Raw genomic sequence first — 15,412 nt, 5'->3', positions numbered from 1 at the left:
GGCAGGCCTGACATGGCAACCGAAGAAAAACTGGTGACCTACCTCAAGAAGGTCACCGCGGATCTGCACGAGACCCGGCAGCGCCTGGCCGTGGCCGAGTCGGCCGACACCGAGCCGATCGCGATCGTCGCGATGAGCTGCCGCTACGCCGGCGGCGCGGACACCCCTGAGGCGCTGTGGCGGCTCGCGGTCGACGAGACCGACGCGATCACGTCGTTCCCCGGCGACCGCGGCTGGGACCTCGACGCGATCTACGACGAGGACCCCGACCACCAGGGCACCAGCTACGTCCGAGAAGGCGGTTTCCTGGACCGGGCCACCGAGTTCGATTCGGCGTTCTTCGGCATCAGCCCGCGCGAGGCGCTGGCGATGGACCCGCAGCAGCGGCTGCTGCTGGAGACGTCGTGGGAGGTCCTCGAGCGCGCCGGGATCGACCCGGAGTCGTTGCGCGGCAGCAAGACCGGCGTGTTCGCGGGCACCAACATGCAGGACTACGCGACGCTCCTGCTGCTGGCGCGCGACGGTATGGAGGGCCACCTCGGTACCGGCAACGCGGCCAGCGTCGTCTCCGGCCGGATCGCCTACACCCTCGGCCTGGAGGGGCCGGCGGTCACGGTGGACACCGCCTGCTCGTCCGGACTCGTGTCGCTGCACCTCGCCGTGCAGGCCCTGCGCAACGGCGAGTGCGGCCTGGCGATGGCGAGCGGCGTCGCGGTGATGTCGACGCCGGGCGCGTTCGTGGAGTTCTCGCGCCAGCGCGGCCTGGCCGTCGACGGTCGCTGCAAGGCGTTCGCCGAGGCCGCCGACGGCACCAACTGGGGCGAAGGCGTCGGCGTCCTGCTGCTGGAAAGGCTGTCCGACGCGCAGCGCAACGGCCACCCGGTGCTCGCGGTCGTCCGCGGCTCGGCGGTCAACTCCGACGGCGCGTCCAACGGCCTGACCGCCCCCAACGGCCCCGCGCAGCAGCGGGTGATCCGGCAGGCCGTCACGGCCGCCGGACTTGCGCTGTCCGATGTGGACGCCGTCGAGGCACACGGCACCGGCACCGCGCTGGGCGACCCGATCGAGGCGCAGGCGCTGCTGGCCACCTACGGCCGGAACCGGCCCGCGGGCCGGCCGCTGTGGCTCGGCTCGCTCAAGGCGAACATCGGGCACACGCAGTCCGCGTCCGGCATCGCCGGCGTGATCAAGATGGTCCTCGCGATGCGGCACGGCCTGCTGCCGAAGACGCTGCACGTCGACGCGCCGTCGTCCAAAGTGGACTGGACGGCGGGCGAGGTCGAGCTGCTCACCGAGGCGCGGCCGTGGCCGGAGACCGGGGCGCCGCGCCGGGCGGCGGTCTCGTCGTTCGGGATGAGCGGGACGAACGCGCACGTCGTGCTGGAGCAGGCACCTTTGTCCGAACCGGCCGCCGCGAGGCCGGCGGAAGACTCGAAGCTGCGGCCGTGGGTGCTCTCCGCGCGCAGTGGCGCGGCTCTGCGGGAACTCGCCGCGTCGCTGCGCGGGCAGCTGGCCACCGACGTCCGTCTCGACGACCTCGGCCACTCGCTGGCCGTCACCCGGACCGCCCACGAGCACCGTGCGGTGCTGATCGAGGTGGACCGCGCCGGCTTCGCCGACTCCCTGACCGCGCTGGCTACGGACACCGAACGTCCCGGTCAAGTCCGCGGCACGGTCTCCGACGGCAAGCTCGCGTTCCTGTTCACCGGCCAGGGCAGTCAGCGTGTCGGCGCGGGTGCCGAGCTGTACCGGACCCAGCCGGTGTACGCGGCGGCGTTCGACGAGGTCTGCGCCGCGCTGGACGTCCACCTCGACCGACCGCTGGCGACCGTCCTGGACGACGCCGAGCTGCTCGGCCGGACCGTGTACACCCAGCCGGCGCTGTTCGCCATCGAGGTCGCGCTCTACCGCTTGGTCACCCACCTCGGGTTGCGGCCGCGATTCCTGCTCGGCCACTCGGTCGGTGAGCTGGCCGCCGCGCACGTGGCCGGCGTGCTCTCCCTGGCCGACGCCGCCGAGCTGGTCGCCGCGCGGGGCCGGCTCATGCAGGCGCTGCCGTCCGGTGGGGCGATGGTGGCTTTGCAGGCGACCGAGGCTGAGGTTTCGGTATATCTGTCTGACCGTGTGAGCGTCGCTGCGGTGAACGGCCCGGAGTCGACGGTCATCTCGGGTGACGAGGACGCGGTGCTGGCCGTGGCGGCGCACTTCGCCGACCTGGGCCGCAAGACGAAGCGGCTGGTCGTGAGCCACGCGTTCCACTCGCCGCTGATGGATCCGATGTTGGCGGAGTTCCGGGGTATAGCGGAGTCTCTGTCTTACGGTAAGACGGTTATACCGATTGTCTCGAACGTCACCGGTGAGCTGGTCACGGAGTTCGACGCCGAGTACTGGGTGCGCCACGTGCGCGAGGCCGTCCGGTTCGCCGACGGCATCCGCACTCTGCGCGCGAACGAGGTCGACACCTTCCTCGAGCTGGGCCCCGACGCCGTGCTGTCGGCGATGGGCGCCGACTGTGCCGATGACGCCTCCTTCAGCTCGGTGCTGCGTGCGGACCGGCCGGAGGAGCGCACCCTGCTGACCGCGCTCGCCGAGGTCCACGTGCGCGGCCCGGTGCCTGACTGGGCCGCGCTACTGCCCGATGGCCGCCGTGTCGAGCTGCCCACCTACCCCTTCCAGCGGTCCGTGTACTGGCCCGAACTCGCCACCTCCGGCCCCGGGGACCTCACCTCGGCCGGGCTGAGCGCCGTCGAGCACCCACTGCTGGGGGCCGCCGTCGGGCTGGCCGACGGTGACGGCTTCCTTTTCACCGGAAGGCTTTCGCTGCGTTCGCACCCGTGGCTGGCCGAGCACCGGGTGTCCGGTCCGGCCGTGCTGCCCGGCACCGCGTTCGTCGAGCTGGCCGTCCGCGCCGGGGACCAGGCCGGCTGCGACCACCTCGAAGAGCTGACCCTGCAGGCCCCGCTGGTGCTGCCCGAGACCGGCGGCGTCGCCGTCCAGCTGGCCCTCGGCGCGCCGGACCACGACGGGCGTCGCAGTCTGACCGTCCACTCGCGACTCGACGACGAGCCCTGGACCCTCCACGCTTCCGGCATTCTGGCTACCGCGAGTGCGTCCACTGAGGACGGACTAGCCGAGTGGCCTCCGGCCGACGCGGAGCAGGTCGACCTGACCGGCTTCTACGACCGGACCGTCGAACGCGGCTTCGGCTACGGCCCGGTCTTCCGTGGCTTAAAGACGGCTTGGCGCCGCGGCGACGACGTGTTCGCCGAGGTCGCGCTGCCCGCCGGCACGGACGCCGCGCCGTTCGGGCTGCACCCGGCGTTGCTCGACAGCGCCCTGCACGCCGTCGGGCTCGGCCGCTTCCTCACCGAGACCGGCGGCGGCAGCCTGCCCTTCGCGTGGACCGACGTCCGGCTGCACGCCACCGGTGCGTCCGCACTGCGGGTCCGGCTGAGCCGGGCCGGGACCGACGCCGTCGCACTCACCCTGGCCGACGCCGAGGGGCGCCCCGTCGCCTCGATCGGGTCCCTGGTGCTGCGGCCGGTGTCGGCCGCGCAGATCGCGGCCGCGCGGACCCGGGGCCACGACAGCCTGTTCCGGGTCGACTGGACCGCCGTCCCGGCCACCCCGGCGCGGCACGAGTACGTCCTCGTCGGCCCGGACGAGCTGGGCCTCGGCGGCGCTGTCGCCGAGCTGGGTGACGACGTGCCCGAGGTGATCGTCGCCGGGTTCGCCGGAGACGACGCGGCGGAGCGGGCACTGGCCGTGCTCCAGGAGTTCCTGACCGACCCGCGGTGTGAAGAGTCCGCGCTGGTCGTGGCCACGCGGGGCGCGGTACCGGTAGGCGAGGCGGGCGTGGCAGACCTGGCAGCCGCGCCGGTCTGGGGCCTGGTGCGGTCCGCGCAGTCGGAGAACCCCGGCCGGTTCTTCCTGGTCGACCTGGACGCGGCCGCAGGCATCGGCGACCTGGTCGCCGCGGCCGCCACCGGTGAGCCGCAGACCGCCATCCGTGACGGCGCCGTTCTCGCCCCGCGTCTGGCGCGGGTCGCTCGGGCGGACGAAACGCCGTCCGAGCTGGACCCGGACGGCACGGTCCTGATCACCGGCGGCACCGGTGCGCTGGGCAAGCTGTTCGCCCGGCACCTCGCCGAGCGTCACGGCGTCCGGCACCTGCTGCTGCTCAGCCGCCGCGGCGCCGACGCCGACGGCGCGGCCGAGCTGGCCGCCGAACTGGGGGACCGGGTCACCTTCGCCGCCTGCGACGTCGCGGACCGCGACGCCCTCGCCGCGGTGCTGGCCGGCATCCCGGCCGCGCACCCGCTGACCGCCGTCGTGCACACCGCCGGCGTGCTCGACGACGGCGTCATCTCCGCGCTCACCCCGGAGCGGCTCGCGACCGTGGCCCGCCCGAAGGCCGCCGCCGCGCTGAACCTGCACGAGCTGACCACGGACGCCGACCTGCGCGCGTTCGTCCTGTTCTCGTCCGCGTCCGGCATCACCGGCAGCGCCGGGCAGGCCAACTACGCGGCCGCCAACACCTTCCTCGACGCCCTCGCCGCGCACCGCCGTGCCCAGGGCCTCGCCGCGACGTCGCTGGCCTGGGGCCTGTGGGCCGCGGGCGGCAGCATGGCCGCGTCGCTGGACGACGCCGACCGCGCCCGGATGAACCGCGCCGGCGTGTTAGCGCTTTCTGCCGAGCAGGGCACCGGACTGTTCGACACCGCTCTGTCCACATCGGACGCTGTGCTGGTCCCGATGCGGATCGACCCGGCCGCGCTGCGGGCCGAGGCGTCCACCGGTGCACTCGCGCCGATCATGCGTGGGCTGGCCGGGGTGCCCGTCCGCCGCGTGGTGGACACCGCCGCGGCCGCCTCGACGCTGGGCTCGCGGATCGCCGAGCTGTCCCCGGCCGACCGTGACACCGCGCTGCTGGACCTGGTCCGGACGCAGGTGGCGCTGGCCCTCGGGCACGCCGACGCGGGCGAGATCGAGCCGGGCCGGGCGTTCAAGGACCTCGGGTTCGACTCCCTCACCGCGGTCGACCTGCGCAACCGCATCGCCGCCGCGACCGGCCTGCGGCTGCCCGCGACGCTGGTGTTCGACCACCCGAACCCGGCCAAGGTCGCCGGGTACCTCGGCGGCGAACTGACCGGCGGCCCGAGCCGCGCGCGCGTCGCCGTGACGACGTCCGGCAGCGACGAGCCGATCGCGATCGTCGCGATGAGCTGCCGCTACCCCGGCGGCATCGCCGGCCCGGAGGACCTGTGGCGGCTGGTGCTCGACGGCGGCGACGGCATCTCGCCGTTCCCCGCCGACCGCGGCTGGAACCTCGACGCGCTGCACGACGTCGACCCGGATTCGTCGGGCACGTCCTACGTCCGAGAAGGCGGTTTCCTGCACAACGCGGGCGAGTTCGACCCGGCGTTCTTCGGGATCAGCCCGCGTGAGGCGCTGGCCATGGATCCGCAGCAGCGGCTGTTGCTGGAGACGTCGTGGGAGGCGTTCGAGCGTGCCGGGATCCCGGCGGAGTCCGTGCGCGGCACGCGGACCGGCGTGTTCGCCGGCGTGATGTACCACGACTACGCCTCGCGGCTGCACACGATCCCGCCCGGCGTCGAGGGTTACCTCGGCACCGGCGGGTCGAGCAGCATCGCGTCCGGCCGCGTCGCCTACACCTTCGGCCTCGAAGGTCCGGCGGTCACGGTGGACACGGCGTGCTCGTCTTCGCTGGTTGCACTGCACTGGGCGGCCAAGGCGCTGCGTTCGGGCGAGTGCGAGCTGGCGCTGGCCGGCGGCGTCACCGTGATGTCGACGCCGGGGGCGTTCGTCGAGTTCAGCAAGCAACGCGGGCTGTCGTTCGACGGCCGGTGCAAGTCGTTCGCCGCCGCGGCGGACGGCACCGGCTGGTCCGAGGGCGCGGGCATGCTGCTGCTGGAGAAGCTGTCCGACGCGCGCCGCAACGGGCACCCCGTGCTCGCCGTGGTCCGCGGCTCGGCGCTGAACTCCGACGGCGCGTCCAACGGCCTCACCGCGCCGAGCGGACCCGCACAGCAGACCGTGATCCGGCAGGCACTGGCCGAAGCGCGGCTCGCACCGTCCGATGTGGACGTCGTCGAGGCGCACGGCACGGGCACGACGCTGGGCGACCCGATCGAGGCGCAGGCCCTGCTGGCCACCTACGGTGCCGAGCGCACCGGTGAGCCGCTGTGGCTCGGGTCGTTCAAGTCGAACGTCGGGCACACGCAGGCCGCGGCCGGTGTCGGCGGGATCATCAAGGTCGTCATGGCGATGCGCCACGGCATCCTCCCGCGCACGCTGCACGTCGACGAGCCGACCCCGCACGTGGACTGGGCGTCCGGCGCGGTGGAGCTGCTCACCGAGCAGCGGCCGTGGCCCGAGACGGGCCGGCCGCGTCGTGCGGCGGTGTCGTCGTTCGGCGTCAGCGGGACCAACGCGCACACGATCATCGAGCAGTACCCGGAGCCTTCTCCGGCTGTCGCACCGGCGTCGATGCCGGTGGTGCCGTGGGTGCTTTCGGCTAAGACGCCCGAGGCGCTGCGTGGCCAGGCCTCGACGCTCTTGGGCTTCCTTTCCGAGGAGAATCCCGCCGACATCGGGTTCTCGCTGGCGACCGGGCGGGTCCGCTTCGCGCACCGCGCGGTCGTGACCGGCTCGGATGTCGCCGAGCTGCGCGCCGGGCTGGAAGCGGTCGCGCGCGGTGAGTCCAGTGCCGTGGCCGGCGGTGGGCTGGGGTACCTGTTCACCGGCCAGGGCAGCCAGCGGGCCGGGATGGGCCGGGAGCTGTACGCGGCCTACCCGGTGTTCGCGACGGCGTTCGACGAGATCGCCGCCGGTCTGGACCTCGACGGGGACGTCGACCAGACCCAGTACACCCAGGCGGCGCTGTTCGCGCTGGAAGTGTCGCTGTTCCGGCTGTTCGAGTCGTGGGGTCTGCGGCCGGACGTGCTGGTCGGCCACTCGATCGGCGAGCTGGCCGCGGCGCACGTCGCGGGTGTCCTGTCTCTGCCTGATGCGGTGAAGCTGGTGTCGGCACGGGGCCGTCTGATGCAGGCGCTGCCGTCGGGTGGCGCGATGGTGGCTCTGGACGCGACCGAGGACGAGGTCTCGGTATATCTGTCAGACCGTGTGACCGTCGCCGCGCTGAATGGCCCGTCTTCGACGGTCATCTCGGGTGACGAGGGCGCGGTGCTGGGCGTGGCGGCGCACTTCGCCGACCTGGGCCGCAAGACGAAGCGCCTGGTCGTGAGCCACGCGTTCCACTCGCCACTGATGGACCCGATGCTCGAGGAGTTCCGCGGTATAGCGGAGTCTCTGTCATACGGTAAGACGGTTATACCGATCATCTCGAACGTCACCGGCGAGCCGATCACGGAGTTCGACGCTGACTACTGGGTGCGGCACGTGCGTGAGGCCGTCCGGTTCCTCGACGGCGTCCGCGCGGCGGCGGCCCGGGGCGTCACGACGTTCGTCGAGCTGGGTCCGGACGGCGTTTTGTCGGCGCTGGGCCAGGAGATCGTTCCCGACGCGACGTTCGTTCCGGCACTGCGCAAGGGACGTCCGGAAGCGCACACCGCGGTGGCGGCGCTCGGCGTGGCGCACACGACCGGCGCGCCGGTGGACTGGGCCGCGCTGTTCGACGGTGCCCGGCGCGTCGACCTGCCCACCTACGCCTTCGAGCGCTGCTGGTTCTGGCTGCACGCCCCGGTCAGCGCCGCCGACGTCGCCGCCGCGGGTCTGGTCGCGACGGGGCATCCGCTGCTCGGCGCGGCCGTCGAACTGGCCGAGGTGGACAGTGTGCTGTTCACCGGCCGGCTGTCCGTGGCCGCCCAGCCGTGGCTGGCCGAGCACCAGGTGCACGGCGTGATCGTGCTGCCCGGCACTGCGCTCGTCGAGCTGGCCCTGCGGGCCGGCGCCGACCTCGGGTGCGCCCGGATCGAAGAACTGACCCTGCAGCAGCCGATCGTCCTGCCCGCCGACGGCGAGGTCACGGTGCAGCTGACCCTCGGCGCCGCCCTCGGCGACCGTCGGTCGCTGGCGGTGCACTCCCGGATCGGCGGCGAGCCGTGGGTGCGCAATGCGAGCGGCGCCCTGGTGCCGGAGACCGTGGCGCGAGTGTCCGATGTGGAGTGGCCGCCTGCGGGGGCCGAGCCGGTCGACGTTGCCGGACTCTATGACGCGCTCTACGCCACCGGTCTCGGTTACGGCCCGGTGTTCCAGGGCCTGCGGGCCGCCTGGCGTCGCGGTGGTGAGGTGTTCGCCGAGGTCGCGCTCGACGCCGACGTCGAGTCATCGCGCTTCGGGGCGCACCCGGCCCTGCTCGACGCGGCCCTGCACGGCATCGGCCTCGGCGTCCTCGACGCAGACGGTGCCCGGCTGCCGTTCTCGTGGGCGGGAGTCTCGCTGCACGCCACCGGTGCGTCCGCGCTGCGGGTGCGGCTGGCCGCGGCGGGCACCGACGCCGTCTCGATCGAGGCGACCGATCCCGCCGGCCAGCCGGTGCTGAGCGTGGACTCCCTGGTCCTGCGCCCGATCCAGGCCGCGCAGCTCGCCGGGGACCACCTGCCGCTGTACAAAGTGGACTGGACGGCCGTCGTCGCCGGTGCTGCGCTGGACCCGGCGACCTACTCCGTGGTGACCGATCTCGCCGAGCTGACCGAGGTACCCGCGGCCGTCGTGGTCGAGGTGTCCGATGTGGACCGGACTCTGGAACTGGCTCAGGCGTGGCTTTCCGACGAACGCTTCGCGGAGTCCGCGCTGGTCGTGGTCACCCGCGGCGCGGTCGCCGCCGGTCCGGACGACCGGATCACCGACCTCCGAGCGGCCGCGTCGATCGGCCTGATCCGCACCGCCCAGACCGAGAACCCGGGCCGGTTCACCCTGGTCGACGCCGGTGACGCCGACGTCGCGCGGATCCTCGCGGCCGCCGGGAGCGGCGAGCCGCAGACGGCGATCCGCGACGGAAGGGTGCTCGCGCCGCGCTTGGCCGTGGAGACCCCGGGTACGCCGGTGACGTTCCGGCCCGACGGGACCGTCCTGATCACCGGCGGCACCGGCGCGCTCGGTTCGCTGTGCGCCCGGCACCTGGTGACCACGCACGGCGTGCGGAACCTGCTGCTCGTCAGCCGCCGCGGCACCGACACCGGACTGGGTGCCGAACTGCGGGAGCTGGGCGCCGAGGTGACGTTCGCGGCCTGCGACGTCGCCGACCGCGACGCCCTCGAAGCGCTGCTGGCCGAACATCCGGTGACCGCTGTCGTGCACACCGCCGGTGTCCTCGACGACGGCGTCGTCGGTTCGCTGACTCCTGAGCGGCTCGCTGCGGTGCTCCGCCCGAAGGCGGACGCGGCGCTCAACCTGCACGAGCTGACCGAGGACCTCGACGCGTTTGTCCTGTTCTCCTCGGCCGCCGGCGTCTTCGGCGGCGCGGGCCAGGCGGCCTACGCCGCGGCCAACAGCTACCTCGACGCCCTCGCCGCGCACCGCCGTGGCCTGGGCGAACCCGCCACGTCGCTGGCCTGGGGCCTGTGGGCCGAGACCGGCGGCATGGGCGGCACCCTCGACGAAGCCGACCTGCGCCGGATGGAGTCGTCCGGGGTCGCCGCGCTGTCCACTCAGGACGGTCTCCGGCTCTTCGACGCCGGGTTGGCCGCCGACCAGGCCCAGCTCGTGCCCGTCCGGCTGGTGCTCGATGTCCTGCGGTCGCAGGCCGCGGCGAACGGGACGGTGCAGCCGCTGCTGCGCGGCCTCGTGCGTGCCCCGGCCCGTCGCGTCGCCGCCACCGCCGAGCCCGGTTCCCTCGCGGCGCGGCTGGCGACGGCCGAGGACCGCGACGCGCTGGTGCTCGACGTCGTCCGCGCGGAGGTCGCCGGTGTGCTCGGCCACGCCACGCCGGACGCGATCGGCGCGCGCACCGCGTTCACCGAGCTGGGCTTCGACTCGCTGACCGCGATCGAGCTGCGCAACCGGCTCAACGCGGCCACCGGGCTGCGGCTGCCCGCGACGCTCGTCTTCGACTACCCGACGCCGGAGGTCCTGGCCGGCTTCCTCGCCGCCGAACTGCTCGGCACGCAGGAGCGCCAGACGGTCGTGGCCGCGGCGTCCCATGTGGACGAACCGATCGCGATCGTCGCGATGGCCTGCCGGTACCCCGGCGGCGTCCGGTCGCCGGAGGAGCTGTGGCGCCTGGTCGAGACCGGCGGCGACGCCGTCTCGGAGTTCCCCGCCAACCGCGGCTGGGACCTCGCCTCCCTCTACGCCGAGGACCGTGGCCAAGCCGGCACGAGCTACACCCGGCACGGCGGGTTCCTGCACGACGCCGACCAGTTCGACCCGACGTTCTTCGGGATCAGCCCGCGTGAGGCGCTGACCATGGACCCGCAGCAGCGGTTGCTGCTGGAGACGTCGTGGGAGGCGTTCGAGCGGGCCGGCATCGACCCGCACACGGTCCGCGGCAGCCGCACCGGCGTGTTCGCCGGCGTGATGTACAACGACTATTCCGCGCTGCTGCACACCGTTCCGGCCGGCGCCGAGGGGTATCTGGGCACCGGGACGTCCGGCAGTGTCGCGTCCGGCCGGGTCGCCTACACCTTCGGGCTCGAAGGCCCGGCGGTCACTGTGGACACGGCCTGTTCGTCGTCGCTGGTGGCGCTGCACCTCGCGGCGCAGGCGCTGCGGCAGGGCGAGTGCGAGCTGGCGCTGGCCGGCGGGGTCGCGGTGATGTCGACCCCGGCCGCGTTCATCGACTTCAGCCGCCAGCAGGGCCTGGCCGAAGACGGCCGCTGCAAGGCGTTCGCCGCCGCGGCGGACGGCACCGGTTGGTCCGAGGGCACCGGAATGCTCTTGCTGGAAAAGCTTTCCGACGCGCGGCGCAACGGGCACCCGGTGCTCGCGATCGTCCGCGGCACCGCGGTGAACTCCGACGGCGCGTCCAACGGCCTGACCGCGCCGAACGGCCCGTCGCAGCAGCGGGTGATCCGTCAGGCGCTGGCCAACGCGCGCCTCGAACCGTCCGATGTGGACGCCGTCGAGGGCCACGGCACCGGCACGGTGCTCGGCGACCCGATCGAAGCGCAGGCGTTGCTCGCGACCTACGGCGCCGAGCGCACCGGCGAGCCGCTGTGGCTGGGTTCGCTGAAGTCCAACATCGGGCACAGCCAGTCGGCGGCCGGGGTGGGCGGCGTGATCAAGATGGTCCAGGCCATCCGCCACGGCGTGCTGCCGAAGACGCTGCACGTCGACGAGCCGTCGCCGCACATCGACTGGTCGGCCGGCGCGGTCGAGCTGCTCACCGAGCAGCGGGCGTGGCCGGAGACCGGGCGCCCGCGCCGGGCGGCGGTGTCGTCGTTCGGGTTCAGCGGCACCAACGCGCACACGATCATCGAGCAGGTCCCGGCCGCGGCGGAACCGCCGCTCGCGGACGCCGCCGGGCCGCACCCGTGGGTGCTCTCGGCGCGCGAGCCGCAGGCCCTGCGGGACCAGGCGCAGCGGCTGCGCACCCACCTCGACGCCCACCCGGAACTCGGCCTGGCCGAGATCGGCCGGGCGCTGACGGACACGCGGGCGTCGTTCGACCACCGCGCGGCCGTCGTCGCGACCGACCGGGACGGCTTCCGTGCCGGGCTGGGCGTATTGGCCCGTGGCGAGCACGCACCGTCCGTTGTGGAGGGTGAGGTGACGACCGGCGGGCTGGCCGTGCTCTTCACCGGGCAGGGCAGCCAGCGGGCCGGGATGGGCCGCGAGCTGTACGATACGTACCCGGTGTTCGCGGCCGCGCTGGACGCGGTGTGCGCGAAGTTCGACGGTCCACTGCGGACGGTCGTCTTCGAGGACGCGGCCGCTCTCGACCGCACGGAGTACACGCAGCCCGCGCTGTTCGCGCTGGAAGTCGCGCTGTACCGGCTGTTCGAGGACTGGGGGATGCGGCCGGGTCACCTGCTCGGCCACTCGGTCGGCGAGATCGCGGCCGCCCACGTGGCTGGCGCCTTGTCGCTGGCGGACGCGGTGACGTTGGTCGCGGCCCGCGGCCGGCTCATGCAGGCGCTGCCGTCGGGTGGCGCGATGGTCGCGATCCAAGCGACCGAGAACGAAGTTTCGGTATATCTGTCAGACCGTGTGACCATCGCCGCGCTGAACGGCCCGGCATCCACGGTCATCTCGGGCGATGAGGACGCCGTGCTGGCGGTGGTCGAGAAGTTCGCGGACCGCAAGACCAAGCGCCTGGTCGTGAGCCACGCGTTCCATTCGCCGCTGATGGCCCCGATGCTCGAAGAGTTCCGCGGTATAGCTGAGTCTCTGTCTTACGGTAAGACGGTTATACCGATCGTCTCGAACGTCACCGGTCAGCTGGTGACCGGGTTCGACGCGGAGTACTGGGTCACCCACGTCCGGGCGGCCGTGCGGTTCACCGACGGCGTGCGCGAGCTGGCCGCCCAGGGTGTCACGACGTTCCTCGAGCTGGGACCGGACGCCGTCCTGACGGCGCTGGCCCAGGAAAGCGCCACCGGCACCTTCGTGAGCGCGCTGCGCTCGGGTCGGCCCGAGCCGCTCACCGCGGTCACCGCGCTGGGCACCCTTCAGGTACGCGGGCACGTCACCCAGCCGTTCGGCCCGGCATCGACCCGGCCGATCCCGCTGCCGACGTACGCCTTCCAGCGCCAGAGTTTCTGGCCGTCGGCGGGCGCACCGCGTCCGGGCGACGCGAGCGCGTTCGGCCTCGCCCCGGGCGGCCACCCGCTGCTCGGCGCGACCGTCGCGCTGGCCGGGGGCGAAGGACTCGTCGCGACCGGCGTGCTGTCGACGCGGACCCACCCGTGGCTCGCCGACCACGCCGTCCAGGGCGTGATCCTGCTGCCGGGCACCGCCTTCGTCGAACTCGCGCTGCGAGCCGGCGACCAGGCGGGCTGCCCGCGGATCGAGGAGCTGACCCTGGAGACGCCGCTGATCCTGCCCGAGCAGGGCGGGGTCGCGGTGCAGGTCGGCGTCGGCGCTCCGGACGCGTCCGGGCGCCGTCCGGTGACCGTCCACTCGCGACCGGAGAACACCGAGGACCCCTGGACGCGGCACGCGGCCGGGACGCTTACCCCTGAGCCGGGACCGGCCGCCGCGGAACTCGAGTCCTGGCCGCCGGAGGCCGAGCAGGTGCCCCTGGACGGCTGGTACGAGGCCCTGGCCGGTGCCGGATTCGGGTACGGCCCGGCGTTCCAGGGCCTGCAGGCCGCCTGGCGGCGCGACGGCGAGGTCTTCGCCGAAGTCGAACTCGCCGAGGAGACCATCGGGTTCGGGCTGCACCCCGCCCTGCTCGACGCCGCGCTCCACGCGGTCGGGCTCGGCACGCTGGTCGACGACACCGGCACCGGCCGCCTGCCGTTCTCCTTCACCGGGGTCGGGCTGCACGCCACCGGGGCGTCACGGCTGCGCGTCCGGCTGAGCGGCGCGGGCAAAGACGCGGTCAAGCTGGACATCGCGGACGCCACCGGCGCGCCGGTCGCCACGATCGACGCCTTGGTGCTCCGCCCGGCCGGGCGGCTGGCCCCGGCCCGCTCGGGGTCGCTGTTCCAGCTGGGCTGGTCCGGCGTCCCGCTGGCCGCGCAGCAGCCCGGCACCTGGGCGATTGCCGGCGACGACCCCGCGTTGGCGGATGCCCTGCGAGCGAGTGGCGTCGAAGTCCGCGAATACGAGGACTTCCTCTCCGCAACCGACGACGACGCCGCGGCGCCGGACGTCCTGGTGCTGCCGTGCGAGGCGGGCCCGGCCGACGCCGGTGCGGTGCGGCTGGCCGTCTTCCGTGCACTGGCCCAGGCCCAGGCCGCCCTGGCCGACGACCGCCTGCTGGACACCAAGATCGTGTTCCGGACCCGGTACGCGGCCGGCCCGGACGTCGACGACCTCGCGAACGCCGCGGTCTGGGGCCTGCTGCGCTCGGCGCAGTCGGAGCACCCGGACCGCCTGGTCCTGGTGGACGCCGACGACCAGGACGCGTCGCTGCGCGCCTTGCCCGCCGCGCTGGCCACGGGCGAGCCGCAGCTGATGCTCCGCCGGGGGGTGGCGAGCGCGCCGCGGCTGGCGCGTGCCGAGACCGCGAGCGAGGGGCTCGCGTCCTTCGACCCGGCCGGAACGGTGCTGGTCACCGGGGCCACCGGCGCGCTGGGCGGGCTGTTCGCCCGGCACTTGGTCACGGCGTACGGCGTGCGGAACCTGCTGCTGGTCAGCCGCCGCGGCACCGACACCGGACTCGGCGCCGAACTGCGCGAGCTGGGCGCCGCGGTGACGTTCGCGGCCTGCGACGTCGCCGATCGCGACGCCGTGGCGGCGCTGCTGACCGAGCATCCGGTGTCGGCGGTCGTGCACACCGCCGGTGTCCTCGACGACTGCACGTTCGCCGGGCTCGACCCCGACCGCCTCGACGTCGTGCTGCGGCCGAAGGTCGACGCCGCGCTGAACCTGCACGAGCTGGCCGGGGACGTCGACGCGTTCGTTCTCTTCTCTTCGGCGGCGGGCACGATGGGCAACGCCGGCCAAGCGAACTACGCGGCGGCAAACGCTTTCCTCGACGCGCTGGCCTCCTATCGACGGGCCCAGGGCTTGCCGGCGACGTCGCTGGCCTGGGGCCTGTGGGCGACCGAGGGCGGCGGCATGGGCGCCGACGCCGACGTCAAGCGGATGTCCCGCGGCGGCGTGGCCGCGCTGACCGAGGACGAAGGTCTGGCACTGTTCGACGCCGCGCTGGCGTCCGGGGAACCCGCATTCGTGCCGATGCGGCTCGACACCGGGCTGGTCCAGGCCCGCGCGGCGGCGCACGGGGTGCCCGCGGTCCTGCGTGGCCTGGTCCGGACGCCGGCCCGCCGCGTGGCGGCCGAGGCGGATCCGGCGGCCGCGGTGCTCGCCGCACTGTCCGGAGTGGACGGTGCGGATCGGGTCGCGCTGCTGCTGGACCTCGTCCGTTCGCAGGCCGCGGCCGTGCTCGGGCACAGCGGATCGGAGGCGATCGTCCCGGTCCGCGGGTTCCTCGAGCAGGGGTTCGACTCGCTGACCGCGCTGGAACTGCGCAACCGGCTCGGCACCGCGACCGGCCTGCGGCTGCCCGCGACGCTGCTGTTCGACCACCCGAGCCCGGACGTCCTCGCCACGCACCTCGCCGGTGAGCTGGGGGCCGTCGACACGGCGGGCCCGGCGCCGGTGCTCGCCGAGCTGGGCCGCCTGGAGACCGCACTCGGGGACGCGCTGACCGGGCTGGACGACGACGCCCGCGCCGGGCTCGCCGTCCGGCTGCAGGCATTGCTCGGCCGGTGTGCACCCGCATCCACTGTGGACGAATCGGTCTCGCGGCTCGGCTCGGCCAGCGACGACGAGATCTTCGACTTCATCGACAACCAACTCGGCATCTGAACGGGAC

At 73.7% G+C, this 15,412-nt stretch carries 1 protein-coding gene; it reads left to right on the top strand.

Translation table 11 applies throughout. The features are described 5' to 3' along the window. Positions 1-12 precede the first annotated feature (12 nt). Positions 13-15,405 (top strand): type I polyketide synthase, encoded by a 15,393-nt coding sequence (locus OG570_RS43880; protein ID WP_326954596.1) that lies wholly within the window; start codon positions 13-15, stop codon positions 15,403-15,405. Positions 15,406-15,412 lie beyond the last annotated feature (7 nt).

This window comes from Amycolatopsis sp. NBC_01286 (assembly GCF_035982555.1).
Taxonomy (GTDB): Bacteria; Actinomycetota; Actinomycetes; order Mycobacteriales; family Pseudonocardiaceae; genus Amycolatopsis.
This window is presented reverse-complemented; position numbering and strand designations above follow the sequence as displayed.